The sequence below is a fragment of the Agarilytica rhodophyticola genome (assembly GCF_002157225.2).
Lineage (GTDB): Bacteria > Pseudomonadota > Gammaproteobacteria > Pseudomonadales > Cellvibrionaceae > Agarilytica > Agarilytica rhodophyticola.
This window is the reverse complement of record NZ_CP020038.1, coordinates 4,362,618-4,386,144: the sequence shown is the minus strand read 5'-3', so window position 1 is coordinate 4,386,144 and position 23,527 is coordinate 4,362,618. Positions and strand designations below refer to the sequence as shown.

The 23,527-nt window shown below is 37.7% G+C and carries 19 protein-coding genes; 16 read left to right on the top strand and 3 right to left on the bottom strand.

The window, feature by feature from the left end; translation table 11 throughout:
• Positions 1 to 26 precede the first annotated feature (26 nt).
• The 16 genes from BVC89_RS18365 (at position 27) to BVC89_RS18285 (ending at position 18,633) form a co-directional block, all read left to right on the top strand.
• On the top strand, positions 27 to 257 hold the full coding sequence (locus BVC89_RS18365; protein ID WP_086932591.1) for an acyl carrier protein: 231 nt from the start codon (positions 27 to 29) through the stop codon (positions 255 to 257).
• Positions 254 to 1,471 (top strand): beta-ketoacyl-[acyl-carrier-protein] synthase family protein, encoded by a 1,218-nt coding sequence (locus BVC89_RS18360; RefSeq protein WP_173780736.1) that lies wholly within the window; start codon positions 254 to 256, stop codon positions 1,469 to 1,471. Before BVC89_RS18365 ends, BVC89_RS18360 begins: the two co-directional genes overlap by 4 nt.
• A gap of 22 nt (positions 1,472 to 1,493) precedes the next feature.
• Positions 1,494 to 3,314 carry an acyl-CoA dehydrogenase family protein gene (locus BVC89_RS18355; protein ID WP_086932590.1) on the top strand — a complete coding sequence of 607 codons (1,821 nt, stop codon included), beginning with the start codon at positions 1,494 to 1,496 and terminating at the stop codon, positions 3,312 to 3,314.
• On the top strand, positions 3,311 to 3,736 hold the full coding sequence (locus tag BVC89_RS18350) for an acyl-CoA thioesterase (protein ID WP_086932589.1): 426 nt from the start codon (positions 3,311 to 3,313) through the stop codon (positions 3,734 to 3,736). The genes BVC89_RS18355 and BVC89_RS18350 overlap by 4 nt, the downstream gene beginning before the upstream one ends.
• Positions 3,733 to 4,590, top strand: a complete 858-nt coding sequence (locus BVC89_RS18345) for a fumarylacetoacetate hydrolase family protein (RefSeq protein WP_086932588.1) — start codon at positions 3,733 to 3,735, stop codon at positions 4,588 to 4,590. Before BVC89_RS18350 ends, BVC89_RS18345 begins: the two co-directional genes overlap by 4 nt.
• 37 nt (positions 4,591 to 4,627) lie before the next feature.
• Positions 4,628 to 5,641, top strand: coding sequence for a branched-chain amino acid aminotransferase (locus BVC89_RS18340; protein ID WP_086932587.1), 1,014 nt, complete (start codon positions 4,628 to 4,630; stop codon positions 5,639 to 5,641).
• A 36-nt stretch (positions 5,642 to 5,677) separates the two neighbouring features.
• Positions 5,678 to 6,412 carry a 3-oxoacyl-ACP reductase FabG gene (gene fabG / locus BVC89_RS18335; protein WP_158658018.1) on the top strand — a complete coding sequence of 245 codons (735 nt, stop codon included), beginning with the start codon at positions 5,678 to 5,680 and terminating at the stop codon, positions 6,410 to 6,412.
• A 24-nt stretch (positions 6,413 to 6,436) separates the two neighbouring features.
• A complete protein-coding gene (locus tag BVC89_RS18330) occupies positions 6,437 to 7,819 on the top strand; it encodes an FAD-binding oxidoreductase (protein WP_086932585.1) in 1,383 nt (460 codons plus the stop codon).
• Positions 7,820 to 7,847: 28 nt separating this feature from the next.
• Positions 7,848 to 8,321, top strand: coding sequence for a MaoC family dehydratase (locus tag BVC89_RS18325; RefSeq protein WP_086932584.1), 474 nt, complete (start codon positions 7,848 to 7,850; stop codon positions 8,319 to 8,321).
• 63 nt (positions 8,322 to 8,384) lie between these two features.
• The gene (locus tag BVC89_RS18320; RefSeq protein ID WP_216825004.1) at positions 8,385 to 9,299 is read left to right on the top strand and encodes a DMT family transporter; all 915 of its coding nucleotides are present in this window, start codon (positions 8,385 to 8,387) and stop codon (positions 9,297 to 9,299) included.
• Between the two features lie 944 nt (positions 9,300 to 10,243).
• Complete coding sequence (locus BVC89_RS18315) at positions 10,244 to 10,954, top strand: hypothetical protein (RefSeq protein WP_086932583.1); 711 nt, start codon at positions 10,244 to 10,246, stop codon at positions 10,952 to 10,954.
• Positions 10,938 to 12,638, top strand: coding sequence for a tetratricopeptide repeat protein (locus BVC89_RS18310; RefSeq protein WP_086932582.1), 1,701 nt, complete (start codon positions 10,938 to 10,940; stop codon positions 12,636 to 12,638). Before BVC89_RS18315 ends, BVC89_RS18310 begins: the two co-directional genes overlap by 17 nt.
• 1,369 nt (positions 12,639 to 14,007) lie before the next feature.
• On the top strand, positions 14,008 to 15,753 hold the full coding sequence (locus BVC89_RS18300; protein ID WP_086932580.1) for a hypothetical protein: 1,746 nt from the start codon (positions 14,008 to 14,010) through the stop codon (positions 15,751 to 15,753).
• Positions 15,754 to 15,799: 46 nt separating this feature from the next.
• A complete protein-coding gene (locus BVC89_RS18295) occupies positions 15,800 to 16,462 on the top strand; it encodes a hypothetical protein (RefSeq protein WP_086932579.1) in 663 nt (220 codons plus the stop codon).
• Between the two features lie 14 nt (positions 16,463 to 16,476).
• Positions 16,477 to 18,255 (top strand): membrane dipeptidase, encoded by a 1,779-nt coding sequence (locus BVC89_RS18290; protein WP_158658017.1) that lies wholly within the window; start codon positions 16,477 to 16,479, stop codon positions 18,253 to 18,255.
• An 18-nt stretch (positions 18,256 to 18,273) separates the two neighbouring features.
• Positions 18,274 to 18,633, top strand: coding sequence for a hypothetical protein (locus BVC89_RS18285; RefSeq protein ID WP_086932577.1), 360 nt, complete (start codon positions 18,274 to 18,276; stop codon positions 18,631 to 18,633).
• 17 nt (positions 18,634 to 18,650) lie between these two features.
• Here BVC89_RS18285 and BVC89_RS18280 read toward each other — a convergent pair whose 3' ends face one another.
• From BVC89_RS18280 to BVC89_RS18270, 3 genes are all read right to left on the bottom strand, one after another.
• Complete coding sequence (locus tag BVC89_RS18280; protein ID WP_086932576.1) at positions 18,651 to 19,658, bottom strand: helix-turn-helix domain-containing protein; 1,008 nt, start codon at positions 19,656 to 19,658, stop codon at positions 18,651 to 18,653.
• 244 nt (positions 19,659 to 19,902) lie between these two features.
• Positions 19,903 to 21,045 (bottom strand): hypothetical protein, encoded by a 1,143-nt coding sequence (locus tag BVC89_RS18275; protein ID WP_086932575.1) that lies wholly within the window; start codon positions 21,043 to 21,045, stop codon positions 19,903 to 19,905.
• 93 nt (positions 21,046 to 21,138) lie between these two features.
• Complete coding sequence (locus BVC89_RS18270; RefSeq protein ID WP_086932574.1) at positions 21,139 to 23,391, bottom strand: cytochrome c3 family protein; 2,253 nt, start codon at positions 23,389 to 23,391, stop codon at positions 21,139 to 21,141.
• Positions 23,392 to 23,527: the final 136 nt, after the last annotated feature.

Genomic DNA, 23,527 nt, shown 5'->3' with positions numbered 1-23,527 from the left:
TATCAACATAACATTGTGAGGAAATTATGTTTTCACTAGACGATTTGAAAGAAATTATTAAGGCGCGATTTAAGATGGATCTTAGTGCTGTAAGTGACAATGAAACACTAGAAGCTATCGGTTTTGATTCGCTCTCTCAGCTTGATCTAGCTCAAGCAATAAAGAAGAAATACGGAATAAGGATTACTGATAATGATATGGAATCTATTTCTACTTTAAAAGATATCGTTTTATTTGTTAGTGGTAAGTTGTCGTGAATGGTAATCAAGTTGCCATTACAGGTTTAGGGATTATTACTCCCGCGGGCAATAATCTTAAAGAAAACTGGAAAACGGTATTGGCTGGAAAAACTCAGGCAAATTTCGACCCTATCTTGGATAATTGTCCCGTAAATATTTCGTGCCGTGTAAAAGGTTTTGATGCACTAGATACCAAAATTAGTAAACCTTGGTTTTGGGATAACTATGCCAAGTTTGCTCAAATAGCAACTCTCGAAGCGCTTGACAATGCAGGCTTAGATTCGGACTCCTGGACTGATCCTACCCGTGTTGCAGTTCTTATCGGTTCAGGTGCTGGTGGGACAGAAACTCTTGAGGAACAGCATCAGGCTATGCTCGAAGGTGGTGCCGATGATCTTTCGCCTCTTACGCTGCCAATGGGGTTATTGAATATGGCAGCCGGACAAGTCGCCATCGAAATTAAAGCTTATGGCCCATGTTTTTCACCTTGTAGTGCGTGTGCATCGGGTGCTACTGCTATAGGTTTAGGAAAGTACTTAATTAACAATGGAATCGCTGATGTGGTGATCGCCGGAGGCGCTGAGGCAGCAGTAACGCCATTTTACGTATCTTCCTTTGCGAGGATGAAAACTTTAAGTCCAAATCCTGATCCAACTATTGCGTCAAGACCTTTTGATTGTGATCGAGATGGTTTTGTCATTGGAGAAGGCGCAGGTATCTTCGTCCTTGAATCACTAGAACATGCAAAAAGAAGAGACGCAGATATAAAAGGGTACCTACAAGGCTATGGCTTTTCAGCTGATGCTTATCATGTAACAACGCCACACCCTGAAGGAAAAGGAGCAAATACAGCCATGCTAGCGGCACTAAAGGACGCTTGTTGCAGTGCTTCAGACGTGGGATACGTTAATGCCCATGGGACATCAACGATAGGAAACGATGTCACTGAAAGTCAAGCAATAAAAAAAATCTTTGGTGATAATATTTCGGTAAGTTCCACAAAAGGAGTTACCGGGCATTTACTGGGCGCTGGCGGAGCAATAGAAGCAATCTATACCTTGCTTGCCATACGGGATAATACACTACCGGTAACCGCAAACCTTAAAAAACTAGACAGTAATATTAGTCTTGATGTTATAAGTGGAGAGTCAAGAGAGAAAGCAATTAAGCTCGGTTTGAGTAATTCTTTCGGGTTTGGTGGCCAGAACGCGTCGCTCCTATTTTCATGTTAAAGATTCTAGTAGAGAACAGAGTATGGACATACAATCAAAAGATTTTTTAAAGAATTTTATATACAACAACAGCTTCGAAAAAAATCACCAAGATCTGCTTACATTACTTCGAAATGAAATATTTGAAAGAAGAGAAGGGCTTAATCTTACTCAATCAGGTGAGTTATCTTATGAGAGAAGCCGTTTTATTCATAAAGAAATAGAATCCCCCTTAGATGTTTTAGCGAATCCAGATCGACTTTTCGCTTTGGCAGAATGGGCCGGTCTTTTGGATGTATCATGCTTTTCTATTATTATGGTTCACTATAATTTGACAATGGGCACTTTCTTTGATCACGCACTCAAAAATAAAGGGGTGGCAGATTTCGTTGAAGAGCTTGACAGTTTATCCTCCTTCGGGCCTTATATGGCTACAGAACTTGGATATGGTAACAATGTTGCTGCCCTTAAAACACAGGCAGTTTATGATCACGAGGAAAAGTGTTTTTATCTTAATACTCCTGATCAGCTTTCACAAAAATATATGTCCTATAGTGGCTTTAGTCATATACCTAAAATCGCTGTTGTGATGGCCCGATTAATTATTAAGGATAAAGATTATGGCGTTTTCCCGTTTGCAGTTCGCATATCAGATCTCGATGGGCTATGTGAAGGTATAACGGCGATACCGTGTCCTGAAAAACCTGTTCAAGGCTTGGATAATGGTTTAACGAGTTTTAATCATATAAAAATTAGTTTGAATCAAGCACTTTTTGGAGAAATCGCTGAAATCAATGAGAATGGAGAATTTGTTGCGAAAATTAAAAATGTCAGAGCTAGGTTCTTAAAGTCAATGTCGAGGATTATGCCGGGGCGTTTATGTGTATCAAGTGCTGCGCTGGGTGGGGGTAAAGCGAGTTGCTACATCGCGCTTAAATTTGCTCAACACCGGCTTACCAATGCTCCCGGTGGGCAGGATACGGCAATCATAAATTTCTTGCCATACCAGCGTGAAATGTTTATTAACCTTGCTAAGATATATGCAATGTCGGCCTTAACCAATAATGGGAAAAGTCGGTTCTTAAGTATTGATGGTGACATTGATTCAGAATTGACCAGCCAGATTAATTTGACTAAGGCCTTAGTAACATGGGAAATGACCGACGTGATTATAAGCTGTCGCGAACGCTGTGGTGCTCAGGGTATATTTAGCGTCAACAGAATTACTGAGTATATTTCATTGTTACAAGGCTTGGTTACTGCTGAGGGAGATAACCAAGTACTGATCGCGACTGTAGCGGCTCAATTGGTAAATATGGAATACACTCCTGGATCGCAAGTTTACGATAATGGTGATAAGTACGACTCTTTTACACCCGAGTCTATCACCGGGCTAATTGCTTTAAGAGAAAAAAATTTAATTAAAGAGATTTCTGAACATAGACTTTCCTTTAATGGTACTTTCTTTGATGAGTGGAATTCGATTTCCAACGATGCTATTCATCTGTCAAAATTATGGGGATATCGAGTCGCTATCGAAACAATGATTAACTGGAAAAGTGAATCTGTCGAATCCCAAAACCTCATAAAGGCTCTTGCGAATCTCTTTGGGTTATACGTTATTCAGAAAGACATTGGGTGGTATATTGATAGCGGCAAGTTATCTAAGAATTTATTAATGTCAATAAATAAGCAGATGGATGGATTATGCTCTGAACTATTACCGAAAGTAGACGAGATCATAGAAGCATTCGGTTATGACGAGGACTTATTTAAATCTCCTATTTGCTATCCAGAATATCAAAGAGTATTTACCGATTTTGCAAAATCTTCTCGAACTAAATTACTTGAGGAGAGCTTATGAACAAACATTTATTCAAATGCCCAGTACGTTGGTCTGATATGGATATATATGGTGTTGTTAACAATGTTTCAATCATGCGGTTATTGGAAGAGGCACGAGTAGATTTTATTTGGGGCCTTTCAAGCAAGGAAGGTGATGCATTTTTTGATCGCGGTTCCGTGGTGGTTTCTCACAGTATAAAGTATCTCAAACCTCTGCGACATAAACATGAGCCAGTTGATATCTTAATTTGGGTAAGTGGTATATCAGCGTCCACCGTAACCATTGCTTACACTATTCATGACGAAGGAAGTATATGTACTTCGGCAGTAACAACTATGGCACCTTATTGCTATGAGCGATCTAAGCCAAGATCATTAAGTGATGCAGAAGAAGCATTTTTTTTAAAGTATATGGACGAAGAATTAGAGTCGGCGTTATGAGAATAGCATCAGTTCTCTATGAAGGAGACAAGGTGCCGTGCATCATCGACTCAGATTCGCAGCTCAGGAATGTAAAAGATATCGTGGCTGAATGGGAAGCTGAGTCACTTTGTTATATTGCTAATGTAAAAGAACGATTCAACAACCACTATAAAAAATATCCAGTTTTAAATAGAGCTGATTGTAAATTCCTGTCACCGGTTACGCCAAGACAAATTTTATGTATTGGCTTAAATTATAAAAAGCATGCAATAGCTGCTGATATGCCTTTGCCCAGCGAGCCGATAATTTCAAGTAAATCTATTGGCGCTGTGTGCGGGGCGTATGATGATCTTCTGATACCTGATAATGCAAAAGAGGTTGATTGGGAGGTGGAACTTGGTGTTGTTATTGGGAAGCCTACTCATATGCTTAACTCACCTGAAAAATCGAGACAAGCGATTCTTGGTTATTGTGTTGCTAATGATATTTCAGACCGGCACTGGCTTCTTAAAAGGGAAGGTGAATGGGTTAAGGGAAAGTCATTTCCTAGCTTTTGTCCCTTAGGGCCCTATGTCGTTCTAAAAGATGAAATAGATAATCCTCAGTGTTTAGCTATTGGTTGTGAGGTGAATGGTATAAGCCGCCAATTGAGTAATACCAGTGATATGCAATTTAGCGTTGATTATATTGTTTACTACGTATCACAATTTATGCAGCTTTTTCCTGGTGATGTGATATTAACTGGAAGCCCAGAGGGAATTTCACTTGGTAATAATTCAATTGATTTTTTAAAGCCTGGAGATATCGTTAAAACAAGTATTAATGGTCTCGGCTATCAGCAACAAAAATGTCGTAGGTATCAGGCACCGTAAGTATCCTTAATTGCGGTTAAAATTGGAGTTCATATTGATGACAAAATTGATTCCGAAAAGATTCGGGCAGTCTATGACTGAACATATGATAGAAATTGAATGGCGGGCGAAGGAAGGGTGGGGCGATACAGTACTAAAACCTTACCAAAATATAAGTATCGCGCCAAGCGCTCAGGTTTTTCACTATGCTCAGGGAGCCTTTGAAGGAGTGAAAGCATATAGCTCTGAAGATGGGAAAGTTTTTGTATTTAGAGCAAAAGATCATGCACGTAGATTTCAGAATTCATGCCGCCGACTAGCGATACCAGAATTACCGACGGCAACTTTTATTGGAGCGTTAAAAAAACTTGTTACAGCAGATATAATTTCGGTACCGGCAACCGAAGAAGGTAGCTTATATTTACGTCCGTTCGTGATTGCCACTGAACCATCCCTTGGGTTTTTTGGGCGATCTCGGAATTTCAAATTTATTGTTATCGCCTGTAGCAGTGGATCGTATTTTTCAGAGACCACGGCTATAAACGTTAAGGTAGAAAGTAAATACAGCAGAGCCGCGAGGGGCGGCACAGGATCGGTAAAAGCGATTGGAAACTATGCCGGGACTATTTTATCTCACGAAGTCGCTCTACAAGAAAATTTCCATCAAGTGTTATGGCTCGATGCAATAGAGAATCAATATGTTGAAGAGCTAAGTTCTAGTAATATTTTCTTTGTATATGATGATCATATCAAAACGCCGGCACTTAATGATTCAATTTTAGCAGGTATCACACGTGATTCTGTAATGCAGTTAGCCTATAGAGATAATGTGCGAGTAATGGAATGCAAGATATCTATCTCGGAAATAATAACTGATGCGAGCAATGGCAAGCTCAAGGAAGCTTTTGTGACCGGTACGACTGCACAGATAACATCAATAAAAAATATTGTAGTTGGAAAGGAGATGATTGAGTTTGGAAAATTCGATATGGCTACTAGATTTTACAGAAAACTATCTGATATTCATCGTTTAAGAAAGCAAGCTCCGAACGAGTGGATAGAGTTTATTTAGTTGAAAGAATTAATGGGTAATATAGAGAGCCGCTTTATGTCGAACGAAAAAGTAAAATGTGCTTTTGTTTCAGGTGGAAGCAGAGGTATTGGTAGAGAAATCGTAACCAAGTTAGTTGCAGCAGGTTACTGCGTCACGTTTACCTATAAGACGAGCGTAAGCGAGGCCCGTGAAGTTCATGAGCTTCACGGTGATGCCATTTTACCTATCCAGTGTGATGTAGCAGATCGTGATAGTATTGGTAATGCCATAGACCAGCATATACAGCATTTTGGTCGTTTAGATTTGTTAATTAATAACGCTGGCATCAATCGCGACTGTGCCTTTAAAAAAATGTCCTGGGAAGATTGGACGGTGGTTGTAGATACTAACCTCTCCAGTGTATTTAACCACTGCCAAAGAGCGATGGAGTACTTACTTGAAAGCGAGGGAAGTATTGTCAATATTGCCTCAGTTTCGGGAGTTATTGGTGTTCCAGGCCAAGTTAATTATGCGGCTAGTAAATCTGGTATCACAGGTTTAACTCGAGCTTTGGCGAAGGAATATGCATCACGGGGGGTTAACATAAACGTATTAGCGCCTGGTTTTATCAAAACAGATATGACGGATAAGATGCCAGAAATAACGCGAGAGAGGATAATCGAAACTATACCTATGGACAGATTTGGCTCGGTAAGCGAAATTGCAAATATCGCTGTTTTTCTGGGTTCTAAATCTTGTAAATATATGACCGGTCAGGTTATCCCCGTAGATGGCGGTCTCTCAACTTAATCATCACTTAGGCAGAAAAGTCGAATGAATAACGCACTTATAAATACGCTTATACAAGCATTTAATGAACTTGATATTGAATGCTTTGATGATAATGAAGTAAGGAAAAATCATGGTCAAGACCAGTCGCCATATGTGCATATTTCACTTCCGGACCTGGTGGTATTTCCGGTAGATAGTAAACAAGTAAGTGATATTGTTCGAATTGCTAATCGATTTGAGCTTCCTGTGATACCTTTTGGCGAAGGCACATCTGTAGAAGGACATGTACTGGCGATCAAAGGCGGCATTACTATCAATATGAGTAAAATGAATCAAATTATCGAAGTATGCCCCAGTTCGTTCACAGCGACGGTGCAGCCGGGGGTTACCCGTAATCAATTGGACAAAGCTCTCGAAGAGTTAGGGGTATGTTTTCCTATTGGTCCGGGTGTCAATGCCAGTATTGGTGGTATGTGTGCAACAGGGGCGAGCGGCACCAACGCTGTAAAATATGGCACAATGAAAGAGAATGTGCTTGCTTTAGAAGTCGTAACGAGTGAGGGACTTATTGCCAAAACAGGATCTAAAGCAAAGAAAACTAGCGCAGGCTACGACTTAACTCATCTCATTGTTGGCAGTGAAGGGACTCTCGGTATAATAACCGAGATAACTATAAAGCTCTATCCAATACCTGAGATAATATCTGCAGCTATCTGCTCATTTCAAAACATACAAGCGGCGATTTTGTCAGTAATAAAAATTATACAGGAAAGTGTGCCTATCGCGAAAGTAGAGCTTATCGATGGTCATACCATGTCTTTGGTAAACAAGTACAGTAATTTATCTTTAAGTGAATGCCCGAAACTACTAATGGAGTTTCATGGTTCACAAAGCTATATTGAGGAGCAAGTTGATAAGGTGTCTACTATTGTATCGGAATACGGAGGTTCAGAATTTACTTGGGCAACAGATGCTAATGAAAGAAATAAGCTATGGCAAGCTAGGCATAATGCTTATTATGCTGCGATAGCCTCGAAGAAAAATGCAAGGTCGGTTAGCACTGATACTTGTGTGCCAATAGATCGATTAGCGGAGTGTTTATTAGCATCTATTGAAGAAGTTAATTCTTCGGGAATACCTTATTTTCTGGTCGGACATGTAGGAGACGGGAACTTTCATTTCGGGTATTTGATCGACCCGGAAAATGAAGAAGAGAAGTTAATTGCTGAAGAGTTAAATAACAATCTAGTTATGCGAGCTATTGACTTTGAGGGAACATGTACAGGAGAGCATGGCGTAGGCATGCATAAAATTAACTTTCTAAATAAAGAATTAGGTGACGTCTCAGTCGACCTAATGAAAAAAATTAAGCTAGCGCTAGATCCTAAAAATATCCTGAATCCGGGTAAAGTTATTCACGTTTGAATGTCAAATAGGACTAAAAGGCTATTAAATGTATATACTTGAAAGCACACCTTTTGACGAACTTTATGTTGATGAAGAGATCACTTTATACAGGGAAGTTATCGAGCAAGATATAGACTTGTTCTCGACAGTTTCTGGAGATATGAATCCCATCCATTTGGATGAGAAATACGCTAGAGATACAATATTTGGTGAACGGATCGCCCATGGAATGCTAAGTGGTGCAATCATAAGCGCCGCGCTATCATGTAGCTTACCTGGCCCAGGAAGTGTTTACTTATCACAAAACTTAAAGTTTTTAAGCCCTATTAAAATAGGTGATGTTATCGAAATAAAACTTAAAGTATTGGAGAAGATTCCTCAAAATCGTGTGAAAGTGAGCACCCAAATATTTAATCAGACGGGTAAACAACTTGTAGATGGTGACGCGTTTTCCTACGTGCCCAATGAAAAGCAAACAGTTCATGTCAATTCATTCCCATTCTTGTTTAAACTGGTATAGAAAATTAGTTTTTTTTCTATCAGCAATTCGGTAATAATAGCTTTTTAATAAGGGCTTTCGCGTATGATGACAAAAAACGACAACTTTAAAGGCAGCCTTGAGATGACCGCCTCTATGGTTATCGCTGGAACTGTTGGTTACTTTGTTGTAATGTCTAAACAGGATCCCCAGATGGTTGTTTTCTGGCGGTGTTTTTTGGGTGCCATGTTCATGGCAATAGTGTGTTTTACTAAAGGATTACATAAAACTATTCGCTTTGATAAGCGGCTTTTAACTTACTTAGGTATTGGTGGCATTGCCTTGGCTTTTAATTGGCTATTTTTGTTTAAGGCCTACTCTCTATCATCAATTTCTATCGCGACAATCGTCTACCATGTTGAACCATTTATACTTATAGCATTTGGTTTTCTTTTTTTTGGAGAAAAAATTGGTTTAAATAAAGTTTTATGGCTGGTGTTAGCTTTTATTGGCGCAGTTTTAATTATCACGGGAAAGCAGAGCAAAGATACTCTCAATGCTAATAGTAACTATATAGTAGGTGTGTTATTTGCACTTTTGGCAGCATTTTGTTATGCCGTATGTGCAGCAATTACTAAAAAGTTAAAGGATACCCCACCTCATATTATTGTAGCATTCCAGCTTTTTATTGGTGCTTTAGTTCTTTTCCCCCTAGCACCCGTGGATGCTTGGTCGGAAATACCTTTAGTTTCATGGCTGCTATTAGCTACCATTGGGTTTGTGCATACAGGATTAATGTGTCTATTTTTATATAGTGCCATTCAAAAAATACCTACTGCCCTCATAGGTGCTATATCGTTTATTTATCCTGTAGTTGCTGTCATAGTTGACTGGCTTGCTTTTGATAATACTTTAAATACTATTCAAATATTTGGGTCGCTGGCTATCCTAGTTGCTGCTGCAGGTACAACCTTAAACTGGAGTATAAAAGGGATAGTCTTACGATTTGGTGTGGAGTAATATATTTTTAGTGGGCTGATAAGCTGGACGACCAGTACTTAAAGTTGGTAGGTGCGATTTCCAAAGTTGCTAATTCTTACATTCAATTAAAGTTATTATAAATAATTACACATAATAATAGCTTCATATTAAAGATAACTTAAAGCCATCTTGTTATACGTCTTTGTGCTTGCACTGTCGTATTATCTAGTGTTAAAGGTTTCTCTCATTGCAGCTTAGCTATAATGATATCGTCATCAAATAGAGAAGTAACCTAGGGCCTGTTCACACTAATTTAACCGCTCCTGTTTGCACTCAAAAGTGCTAATCAAGGCGCGAAGAGTGTAGTTTAGTCGCTCTAAATGAGCGATGAGTAACGCAGAGTAGCGCCTTTGAGTGCAAACCCGAATAGCCACATGGATGTGGTGTATTAGGGCAGTGCAGGAGCAACTGCCAAGGGCTGGTAGCATTTTTCCGCCTAGCGTTGTTAACACGCACTTATTTAGAATAACTAAACGGCGTTTGTGTTGCCTAGCTAGTCGAAAAAATGCTTACCAGCAGGTGCGATTCCATTAGTGTGAACAGGCCCTAGTCTCCATTACGAGTCGCGGAAAACCCTCTGTCTTCACATTTATAGGATTTAAAAAATCGTCAAAATTTTTATTTTGTCGTTTTTTAATTTGGTTGTTAAAGCTTTTTATAAGAAAGAGTTTGACCTGTTACGTTTCATATTGCTTATGCCATGTGACTTAATACGAGAGTGAACGCACCAAATTTTTATAAAAAAGTTGTTTTTTTCTAATCTAATGGTATAAAAAATGACGTTTGTAACATCACAAAATCATAATCATTGGCATAGAATATATATAGTAATAAAAATATGGCTATATATTTTTATGGTTAATTTAAATGATAAGAATCATAAAATAAAATAGAAAATGTAGATTTCTATTAGGGTAAATTTCATGAATAGGACTTTATGTAAAAATACAAGGAAGCTGAAGTCTCCCCCTCCTTTTGATAACTATAAAAAAATCCCACCGAGTGAATTATTTCGTGCGGCGAAAAATATTGGTGGCTGGAGTTACTGCGAAATAGTAAATGCTTTGGAGGAAATTTCACCTGCGGTTAATGGTTTATCGGAAGATACTTTAAAAAGGTGGGGGTCAAAAAATATAATACCCAGCGGTGCTAATCGCGATGCATGGTTAGCGTTTATCTATGAACAGTGCCAACAGGAAGCTATTTCACAGAAGTGGCATGATGCTTTTGAAGATTCTTGGTCTCATTGGCGGGAAATCCGATGTTCTATAAAAAAAGGGAGCACAGATGTAATCAATAACACTGAAAGATTATCTGTATCTTCATCAACTATAAGTGAAAAAAATAATAAGAAGCCAGAAGAGAGTGACGAAAATTCAAGAGCCTCAACAGGCTTCTCGGAACCTAGTTTAGCCTATATTTTTTTTAACAGCCTAAGTAAATCGAACTTAATATCCCTGTGTTTTTTTACTTTGATTACTCTTGTCGGTGCTCTCATTTTGATTATGTACTTTTACAATGTGAGCACTAGAGATGACCCGAGAAGTATTATAGAAAACGATTTTGAACTGCCAAAAAACGAGATATTTATTAATTATAATAAAGGCGTAGTAAAAATTGAAAAAGCAAAATAGTAAAAAATACACCAAGTTGAAATTTGTTGTTAGTGTGTGTTTTTTGTCTGCAACGCCTTTGGTTTTACCTGTTTCATATGAAAATTCTTGTCCGAGTATAGCAGGCTGTGAAAATAGTTATGTTAACCTAGGTATCTTAAATATCGAGGGAGTGCCTGTGACTATTGAAGTTAATCAAGGTGTTATTAATATTCGTGGTAATCCTAAACATTTATCTCAAATTAAAGATTATGAAGTAAAGCTAAAAAATTTAGAAAGTCGCATTGATTACTATTTGTCCAATTTTAGAAAAAAAGAAAGACGCGAAAGTTTGGGGAATAAGGAGAAGTTAATTTTAGCGACAGAGTATACACAAGATTTACTTAAACAAGTCGACGTTCTATCTGACCGTATTCGTTTATTGGATTCTGATAAAGATTTAACGAAACAACTAATCAAAGCGAAAGATGAATATGATTTTGAATTGGTAAAGAAGTTACTTATTAAAAAGCAAAAAATGCAGAGTCAACAGCTAGCTGATACAAGTTTTGAATTAGGCGGTTTTTACAAGTTGGACTTACAATATAAGTCTGCTTATAAGAATTTTAAGCAAGCGGTGATTTTTCATCCAGATAACGAGCGATATTTATATGAAGCAGGTGTTGTAGCACATCTGCTTGGTGATTACATCGAGTCACTGGGATATTTCGCAAAAGGAATAAAAAAAATTGAAGAGTCAGATATTATAGATTGGGATCTTAAATCAAGAATTTATAATGGTTTAGGCGAATGTTTCCTTGCATTAGGTAAATATGATAAGGCTATAAGAAACTACAGCCTTGCAATAGAAACAGCACAAAAAATAAAAAATCGGACAAAGGTTGAAATTAATGCATATCGCAACAATATAGGTCTTGCGTTAGAACAAAAAGGAGAATACACCAAAGCACTTAAGTATTATCAAGAAGCTCTAGCAGAAAGCCGAGATATTCTTGGGGAAAGCCACGAGCAGATTGCGAGTATATATAATAATACGGGTGTCATATATGACAAACTTGGAAAGTATGACGAAGCTATAGAGTATTATTCTAATGCTTTGAATATTAATATTGCTTTATGGAGCGATCAACATCCTTCGGTCGCGTATCAATATGGCAATATGGGGGTTTCTTTATTTTATAAGAAAGACTATGATGAAGCACTTTATTATTATGAGAAATCACTAACTATACGTCTTAAAGTTCTGACGAGTAATCATCCCGACGTTTCTATTCTATATAATAATATTGCATCTGTTTGGATGGCAAAAGGAAATTATGACAAAGCGTTCGAATATTATAAATTTGCTTTAAATAATGATATAGAAACTTTTGGTGAAGAACACCCTGCCGTTGCAAGAGCAAAAAATAATATTGCGGAGGTCTGGATAAAAAAAGAAGAATATGATAAAGCCATTGAGCTAATTAAAAAATCGCTATTAATTTTTACCAAAGCGTTTGGGGAAATTCATCCGAGTGTTGCTACAACTCGCAATAATATGGGTAAAATTTATCTTCTCAAAGGCGATTATCAAAAATCTATAAATGAATACCAAATAGCTCTTAAATCTTTTACGGCGCTTCTGGGTAAGGATCATCCTAATACATTATTTGTAGCAAAAGCTTTGGATCATGCTAAAAACACCTTTCAATCAAAACAAAATTAATTTCTTCAGATCTAACGACTTCTTATAATTATCTAATATTCTTTGTATTGCTCTCGTGTGATCCTACGATGTCAAATAATGGCCTATCTTAACATTGCGTAATATTGGTTCATTAATCTCTAATCTTTTAAAAATGATCTTCATTATCCATAGAGGCTACTATGTAATAAACTCTAATTTCGATTATTAAATTTGCAGTGCTGGTCTTTTTTTGTTCGGTTGCGAAAAAAATGATCTAAATACACTACAGATACACTACAGATACACTACAGATACACTACAGATACACTACAGGTATACTGGCTGAGTATAAATATTTTTCTAATCTGTTAGCTCCATCTACAGGAGAAACGAAAATGAAAAATGTTCTTTTTTTATATTGTCTTGCATTACTACTCTTAAATATTTGTGAAGATAATTTCTCTAACTTTAATAGTACTTGTATTTCTTCTTATTCGATTTCATATGATTATTTTTTTACAAAAAATAGTTTAAATGCTAATGTCATATATATTAAAATAAAAGATAATTCTGGAAGCCTTATACACAATGATAAGATAAATCAAAAGCTACATTTTAATTGTTATAAGTTTTTTTGCAAATACCTTGCCCTCAGCTTACAAAACCTTACGAAAATAATCTTTACTTTACGTATAGTGATCAATATAAATATTAGAATACTAATTGGGCCACTAAAACATCATAAATTGATTTTTTCAATAAGAAAAATTAATTTTATAGTGATCTTTATTTTGAAAATTATTCATTGGTTAATGATATTAAAAAATTATAGAATCTTATTGAGCAATATGGTCTTTATTGAATTATTATGGGAGTTTGTAAATATAGATTAGAGTAATGTAATCTTAGATCTATCTATTATTAATGTTTGAAAGGTTTAGATTAAACTTCGCTATAACATCTCATGATGTGCAGTCCAATTCAGATGAAACAAGACGTATTGTTTATATGAAAATGAAGACGCAGCTCTAGCATTTAATAGAACAATGACCCAGTATCAGAATTTCTTATGCTGGTGGTTATAACAGTCTTATAGTTTTATTGCTTTTTCTTATACGTGGTCTATTGTTGAATAGACCACTTCTTATTAAATAAATATTCCCGACATCTTTTCTAATACAGAATTAACTCACTATCGCAGTCATGATATATCATCCTATAGTTTTGGCGCAATTTAACCCCTTTTGGCCACCAGGTTTTTTAGATATATGAATCTACTTATTGCCGGGCCTTCATAAAAATATTCTCTAAAATAGCACTACAGGAATACCTCGTTCAAGACAATTACCTTTACCTTATGTATACAGTCTCCGATTTCGGAATATACAAAAATAAAAGGGAGTATTGAATGATAAAGTTTAAAATCTCACTATTAGTATCTTTTTTGCTTTTCCTGTCTGTACTGACCAACGCATCCCAATGGATATTTGTCGGTGAGCCTGTTGCTCCCATTCGTATTTCTGAGGATTTTAGTAATTACAGAATTACTGACCCTAATGATCCTAACCTTGATCCTGATTGGGATTGGACAGCTGATCAACCATATGAACTATTTATAAAGGGGGCTACAACACCAACAATTGTTTCCTTACCTTATAAAATTAACGAGGGCCCTGCCAGTATACTAAATAAAAAAGCAAATACGGATATTAAGCCAGAAGAAGGGTGGGTGCTTCTCTATCGTGATTTTGGTACTGAAAAACGAAAAATAAAGTTCCCTAAGTTTATTCTATATAATAGATTTCGCGGTACGCTGCGCGTGATTTATTATAATACTAGTGAAAGTAATTTTAGCTACGCTATTGCGACAATCGAGCAGTTATATAATGGCAAACGAGCTGCCTTATTTAGCTTTGGAAGGAAAGACTATTTTTTAGAAGGTTTTGATCAGAACCTGATTCTATCTGCTGCTCATCAAACCCAGAGTAGAGCCTGGTCTTATGTTGATTTTACTATACTGGGGTTCCAGAAGAATTTAGCAACGGATGCATCGTTAAGATTCAAGATTTATGGTGTAGAAGAATCAGATGTCCAACTTGAAGGGGATTTAACGCTTTCCCAGATATTAAATTCCGGTCAAGTAAATGGTCGGTATGATACTAAAAAGGCCATCGATAAAGGTGCTAGATTTTTTAAAGAGGTACAGTCCGCCAAGGATAGTCTACGTGATGATGTGAATAAAAACCCCGACTCTTGGTACGCAAAACATGTTCTTTCTTTACTCGGATCTTCGTTTGCTAATTTTATTCCTGGTATCGCTGGGGTCGCCGGATTTATTACATCCTTTATTTCCTCAGGTGAGGAGAATCGTCCGCTACCGATGAAGTTTGCTGGTGAGATTGAGTTAACAGGTAAAATTACAAAAGATTCCTTAATCGATAGTTTTACTCTTAAGACCCCAGGTGCAGGACAGAGTGACCCCTCTGAAATATCTGGATTGCCGTTGTACGATAAACCCATTGGAGTATTTAATTTAGAACGTAAACCTTCTTTTTATCAGGGCAAAGAGTATTGTGTAGATATTGATGGTACTCACGCATGTTATGGTGCGGAGTTTGGAAATATTAAAGATCTAGCAATTGTAATTAATCCAGATATTTTGAGAGATGCAACCGTCACTACCGAAATTGGTATAGGAAGCGATTTTGTAAATTACTCTACTATCGAGTCACTGAAAAATGGACATGCTCAACTTATTTATTATCCATTCGAAATTACCACAAAGTTGAGCATCACACCACATGCGTCATCAGATAAACCAATAACTATTATTAATAGGCATCAAGCTCAAGTTAGTAGCGATAACGAAAGCATTACGGTGCAAGCGAGCTATGACAGCGATGGTGAAGAGTTGTTCTTGTCTTGGAATGATGTGGGACATGCAGATTATTATACTTTACATGCAGATGACAAATGTTATCGAGTTCTGACTGACACATCGTATTCTCGCGAGCTTAAGCCTCAGTACATTGATTGGCCATTTTTTATAGTTGGCCGGGAAGGCTCATCTTCGCAGGGCTGCCGTGGTCGCAATGTAGGGGCGACGCCTTTGTTAACATACTGTTCCCTGAATCCTAACGATTCACGTTGCTAGGTATTATCTATCCAAATATTAGGTTTTCTTTTTGTTAAGGATAATTATGAAAAACGTATTTAAAGTTATTCAACCTCTAATATTTTTTATTCTATTACTAGGTGGCTCGAAGTTTTCTTGGGGACTATGTCCGCCAAACCAAAGTGTGAGTGGCTGTAAGCCCTCATCAAATACAACCTTTTATGATCGTTATACATGGACATCAGGAGTATCACCGAAATTCTTTTGGGTTGATTATAACGCAGGCAAACTAAAAAGTAGTAATACTGACGGTGCTCGAGTAACGAGCCTTTTATCCAATTTAACTACTCCTTACGGTGTTGCTGCGGATCCCGCCGGTACTTTCCTTTATTGGACTAGTGCTCAAGAAGAAACGTTCAAGCGTGTAAATATAGATGGAGCTGATTTGAGAGATATGCCTTCATCTTTTGATAAGCCTTATTCTATTACAGATGCTAACTCTGGTCAGACATTCTACTTGGAAAATACTACGATTTATCAAGCTGAACTTGATCAGCATGGTCATTTTTCTAATCAAGTTGCTATTGTCGATACTGAGGATACTGCAATCCATGGTCTGATGTTCGATGGTACTAACGACCGAATTTGTTGGGGAGATCAGTATGGCCGATTGATTAAATGTGTCAATCGCAACAACGGTTCGATTATTGTCCTACTTTCTCAAGACGCTTCCTCTCCGGCGAACTAACCAGGTACTCGATAATGATATTAAATAATACAAAAATGAAAAAAAATATTGTAGCTATTGTCTTTTCTAGCACAGTTTTATTTTTTTCAATGTGTATCTATGCCATTTGTCCGCAGGAGCAAGATCCTAATAATTGTGTATCTGGAAGTAGCGGGAGTGGCAGTAGCTCCAACTCAGGACAATCATTGCCTGCCGAAGGGTTTATCGATATGCATGCCCACTTAGCTGCAGAATTAAGTTTTGGCGGCGGTTGGTTCTGGGGTAATGTCGAAGGTCCATTGGAATCAGCCATGCATCGTTGCAGTGGTAATTTTCCAGTAGCTGACCACGCGACAACGAGGTTCCCATTTGTTGGAGAATTTATAGGTGCTTATAACGGACTCACTAAAGGCGGAGATACCGGAGTACATATTGGCCCTGGGGGGCGCAATGGCTTTGATACACGCAGATGCCGATATTTCCTAGGTATTATCAAAGTACCTGGAACTTGTCCTGCGACACATTTCAGTAAATGGCCTTCATGGGATTCGCTTGGACATCAACAGATGTGGGAGGGTTGGTTAAGATCAGCACATAGAGGTGAGCTGGAAGGAAATTCTGGTCAGCGTGGAATGGGCCTGCGGATTATGATTGTATCCTTGGCTGAATCTCGTTTACTTTGTGAGGCCAGTCGCAATTATTTACGTCGTTTTGATTGTAATGAAATGGCTTCTGTTGATAGACAAATAGAATTTGTAAAAGGTTTTGTTTTACGTAATAGCAGTTGGGTCGGTATTGCTACATCACCGCAACAGGCGCGTGACCTCATTGCACAAGAAAAATTAGTGTTACTTTTAGCTGTGGAAATAGACGAGCTTATGCCTCAAGGCGACTTTATTGCACAGCTCGATAGTTGGCGTGAGAGGGGAGTGAGTGTGCTACAACCCGCTCATTTGGCCAATAGTCGTTTTGCTGGTGCAGCACCAATGCCGAAGCTTATTTCTACTGCCAATATCGTTGAAGCAATTAGTGATATTAGTTCTCCGGTAAATGATTTTACCTGCCATGATAGCCAGGGGTATGAAGGTAAGTGTGACGGTAAGCGTTATTTAAATGAATTAGGATTGACCGCAGATGGTAGACAGTTAATACAGGCAATGGTGCGGCGAGGTATGTTAATTGATGTTGCTCACCTCTCTCGTAAAGCGATTCGTGACACTTATAACATTGTTATGAAAGCGCAACGATATCCCTTGCTCTATAGCCATGCTCATTTTGATGAAGTAATTAGTCCCGATACCAGGCGTAATGAAAAGTATATTTTACCTGAAGAGATTGAAATGATTAAACGCACTGGCGGTATGGTTGGTTTGCGGACAGGCCCTGAAAAAACTGTAGCAGTGTCGCAAGATGTAGCTAATAACTGCCAGGGTAGCAGTCGCTCCTTTGCTCAGTCTCTCACTTATGGCATTGATCAAGGGCTTACTATGGGCATAGGTTCAGACCTAAATGGTTTCATCCATCAAATGTTACCGCGTGTCACAGACAAGCGAGCTGCCTGCTGGGGAAGTGCTCTTGAGCAGAGTCAGCAAACTAATTTTACTCATAATCGCTTTGCCTTTCATGGTTTAGGTGATGTTCGCCTTTTGCCGAACTTGATAGAGGATTTGGAGATGGTTGGGTTATCAAAACCCTATCTTGATCATCTGAACAATTCTTCCGAGAATTTTTTAAGAATTTGGGAGCGTGCGGAGGCTATCAGTCTCGGTGCTTATCCTGAATGGCTACACCCAGTGTTACATTTACTCAACTAAAAATCTAAAGGAATACAAATGAAAAAGATAATTTCAGTGTTAACTATTGCAGCATCTTTATGTTATTCGTCCTTTGCTATGGCACAGGGACAACCGGAATTCCTAGAAAATGTGTATGTTACAAAAATACATTCTCGCCCCGGGCAAAATTATGCAGGGTCTGTGGTGTCTTTTAGCAAGCTCTTCGTGAATAACACTTGTTCCGATGGTGGAAATTGGGGCAGACTGAGTACCAATGATAGCACTTCAGAGGGGAGACAATTAACCTGGAGCATGTTAATGATTGCCTATACACAACAAATCCCATTGAATGTGTGGTCAACAGGTGAGTGTGGTTACCATAATACTATTTCAGAAATTCAATTTGGATACCATTAGTTAAGAGTATCAAAATATTATCCTAGTACTGATCGTTGAAGAATATCTAACTTTTCGTTATTTTTACAGACGATCGGTACATAAACGTCCATAAAAACATTTTCAATTTCCAGGAGCTGCATTTCGGCAGACTGGTAAAACAATTGGGAGTTATGATGTTGCTTACCTTTAAGCATGGCGGCAACATTATTAAAACTTAATGATTTAATATGATAGAACAAGGGTTTGTGCCAATCTAAATCAAACTGACTTTGAGCAAGCCAATCAAATACAACACATTGCATGCTTTGCTCGCAAAAAGCTCCTTGATGAGGAACAACGGCATAGAAGCCCTCGGGAAATACTTTAATGTGTGATTTTAGATCTCTTGTTACTAAGTGTTTTGGAATAGGAGTTGCTATGGTACATTTTGCGTTTTTCCCGGAGAAAAATTCACGAGGCTCGACACTGCCTATCCAAGTGTTGATATGAGGTGCTAAATATTGATGCTGAAAAATAAGATTACTCAGTTTGCTCATTGCTTGCCAAATTGCGCTATCAAACTCACCATTAAGATTTCCTTCTTCAGTAGTATAGATAGTATGGTATTGGTCTAGCCACTGTGTCGAAGGGGTAATATAGGAGTGTCGTTTGTGTTTTCGCGGAATGGCTAAATTTGGATAATCTTCTCCTATATACTCACTACGATAATAGGACGGAGTTGAAGAAAAGCACTTTTTAAATGCTTTATTAAAACCCACAGGTGTATCAAAACCTGCTAAATAACTAATATCGGAAATTTTCTCAGATGTATTGATTAAACGCTGTGCGGCTAGAAATAGCCGGCTTCTAACTAAATATTCAGACCAAGTTTCGCCTGTTAAATTAGAAAATAACCGTTGAAAATGAAAGGGAGAGTAACCTGATATTTCACATAGTTCAGTCAATCTAATTTTGTTATCAAGTTCATCATTGATATGTAAAATTGATTGATATACTCTTGATCGTTGCCTTAACGTGGTTGCATAAATTATTTTTTTTGGCATCAAAACAATCCTTTTTGTCGAACACTAAATCCATTAGGCCTACACAGTAAAACAATATGATATAGGTGCCTTGTTAAGGTATTAAATTTATACCTTAAAAACACTTTGCATGCAATAATAAAAAAATAGTGATTAAAAACTATGAAGAATAATTATCGCGCCACCTCAGTGATTATATAATATTTGGGGTAGTTTTCTCGTCTATTACTTGCGTCTAGAAGCGGACTACGACTAATGCCTTAAATTAAAGAAAATTACTGTTTATTCTAGCCTTGCCCAATAACAAAGTTTTCTGTTCTTCATTCAAACTTGTACTGTCGCTTAGTGCTTTTTCAGCATTATTAGGATCATCAAAATACCATTGCTCAAACACTTGAGACATCAGAGCTATACGAGAAGATTCTTTTTCTATACTTTCGGCGAGTGCGAACGTGGCGGTTCTATTTGATGTGCTGTTGCCATAGCTGATATAACTTTGGATAGCTTGGTCTTTAGTCGGGCTTCGCTCGAGGGATTCTATCCAATGTAGCGCTGCATTTGCGTCTTTTCCTATCCATTGTTCGATAAGGCCATAAGCAATTTGAGGGCGAATCTCTTGTGGATATTGTGCGATAGAGGAAATGACTGTGTGATGATCCTCTTCACTAAGTCTTGCCGCAGCCGTTTTTACTACTTGTTCTCGTACCTCGTTTGAGATAGTTGAATCTGACAAGACATAATTTAGCACTTCGCTAGGATCCGAATCCACCCAGCTATATAGCAATTGACGTTTAACATTTTGACGAATATCATTTTCGTAAATATTTTCCGACCAATTTATCGCTAGGTAAGGATCGCTTTGAGCAAGTTTATATGTGTATTCGTCGGCCAAGCTACGTTTACTATGTCCACCTGGTAGCATTGTTATAAGATCTCCGGCCAAGTCGAAGTCTTTGTCGATATATATTGCAATAAGATGGTAAAAGTACGGATCAAGTTCATCTGTATATTTTTGATTCGACAACCATTCAAATGCTTCATCGAGATCCAATGAAGCCCAATCTGCTAATAGTTTACCAATAGTATTCGAACGTTCGTATTCTGATGTAAGTGTCATGGCATTGTTTAATGCTTCTTCATAATTAATATCTGCGATACTTTTATGTGAAAAATCATCGGTCGTACCATTAGAAAGAGGCTGTCTAATTTTTTCTGAAAAAAGATTCTTAGGCTCGGTATCTATGGTATGTGACATTTCGGCCACATCACATACTTCACTGTTTGTACTCATTGAAAGCGATGGGATGTTTTGGTTCCATTCTTTACTATAGATATGATTTACCAAGCTACCAAATATTAAGCCAAACGAAAAAATTGAAGAATAGATAAATTTGTTATTGATTTTCATAAACACCCTCTATGTCATCTTGTTTTTAACGTCTTTTTACAGTCTTTATTTACTCGCCAGTAGTAAATTATCTTTACGGTCGGATATAATCTATTAGTTATTGCATTCTTTTAAACTGCTCTTATATGATGTGCTAAAACTTCTTAATAATTCCACAAGGTTTTGATCGTCACCATAATTTTTAAGGTTTTTATTCAAATCACAAAATGCGTAGGACTTATTGCCTGCGGTGAATAATGAAAGATAGTACATATAAGCAAATTGAGAATTCTGAGGGGCTAGATCGACTGCTGTTTTAAGTCGAACGATAGCTTTTTCAAGTTGTTTTCTTCTAATCCAATATAAACCGAAACTGTAATTTAATAAGGCCGATGTAGGTAAATTGGAGAGACCTTTTTTATATATTTCTTCGGATTTTTCCGGTTGACCGATACTGCGGTATAGGTCGGAAAGATTAACGTAGGGTGGTTCGAAGTATGGGTCAATTTCAATAGCATTTGAATAAGAGTTGATCGCTTTATCTATTTCTTGCATGCGCGCGTAGCGAAGTCCGTCATTCATCAGGCCTTCACCTCGCCAGTGGCTTTGTTGAGCCGCTTCAGAGAGTTCAACAAATGCATTTTCAAATGCTATTAGTTGATCCGCTGGGAGCAAAACATCTAATAGTTGTTCTGCAGTGGCAACACGAATAGATCGAAATTTGTCAGTTAAAAGTGGAGCCAAATAATGACGTTTATCACTTGGATGCAAAACTGAAGATGCTCTTACGGCTGCAAGACGGATAAAGGCATTACTTGAAGATAAAAATGCTGAAAGCTTTTTTCCTTCAAGGGTGAGTGTTAAAGAGGGAATGCGCTCGATTAGCGCTGCTCGTTTTATGGGAACTAACTCGTTCGATCGGGCGACTGTTAAAAGCTTTTCCAAATCATGACTAAAGCCACCCATAGTGGCAATAAATGTTAATACATTAGTATTTAGCCTTTCCTTATTGGGGAAGAGTTGGCGACTTTTCTCTAATATCCAGTCTTCACCTTGAGCTTTATGGCAGCTTTGGCATGCATTGGGCACACCAAACTCTTTACTAAGCATTGGTTCAGGTATTCTAAAGCTATGGTCTCGCCTCTGGTCAACATTCATATATATTTTACTTGGCATATGACAATTAACACATTGTGCACCATCGCTATTTTGTTTATGTTTATGGTGATTGTTTGTATCAAAAGTGCTTGCACTATGGCATTGCAAACAAAGTGCATTTCCTTCTTTCTTGATTTCGTAAGTATGAGCATCGTGACAATCGAGACAGGTGACACCTGCCCGATGCATTTTGCTTTGGAGAAAGGATCCGAAGACGTAGACTTCTTCGCGTATTTGTCCATCAGCGTAGTAAAGAGGGGGAGAGGGGAAACTAGGAGAAAATTGATCTAAGAAGGATTTTTCTGAGGAAAAGCCATCAGTAATCGGTGTACGCAATGCATGGCAACTATAACACATGTCCATGTTATTTTTTCGTGGTGTACCTTGCCATCGTGCAGTATCGGAGTTTTTACTGCGTATCCAATCTCCTTTATAAGAAGTTTTATCTTTAGTGACTTTTCTAGAGTGATTATTGTTTAGATTATCATGACATGATGTGCAACCTACATTCAACTCATCATATTGACTCATAAATTCTTTGCTATCTAAATTGTAATTCCTTTTAAACCCATCGGAGTGGCAATCTGCACACATACCATTCCAATTTTGTAGTGGTTGTAACCAATGAAAGCGATCATTAGGAGCAATTTCTTCATCTGGGTATAAATGCATCCATTTTTGACCTCCTAGTTCTTCTGTGCGGCTATCCCAAGCGAAAGGGAGCACTTGTAGTCTCCCTCCTTTTGTTTCTACTAGATATTGTTGCAATGGCTTGAAACCAAAAGTATATAAAATAGGATAAGTTTTCTTTTGCGTTATTTTGTTATTTTTTTTGTAGGATACATGTGCAAAGAATTGATCGTGTTTACGCGTAAAATAAGCTTCCTGTCCGTAATGCTGAGCTTTTACATTGTTAAAGTCAGCCAGTACCGTCGATAGGTTAGCTTTTTGTATCGAGTAGGCATGATGGGATATCCGCCATTTTTTTATAATATCTCCATGACAGGCGCCACAGTTTTCGGACTGTTTATTAAACTTTTCAGTACCTAATGAAAAGCTTAGGCGAGAGTTTAGGAGCGTTAGTAAGACGATAAGAAAATAACATGTGACACGTGAGCACAGTGTCCATATCTTGTGAAGGCTACTTTTTTTAATGCCATCTATCCAAAGAACGTTAATTCTTGGTGTTGGTTTTGAGGTATTTAACATAAAATAATTTTACGCGGTCAAAGCGCAATTCAAACATCATATTCATAGGACATATATATCAAAAACGATATATTCGCTAAATAAGCTTCAATGAACGTCTATTCTAACATATTGCCTTAGCAAACATCATATGTTT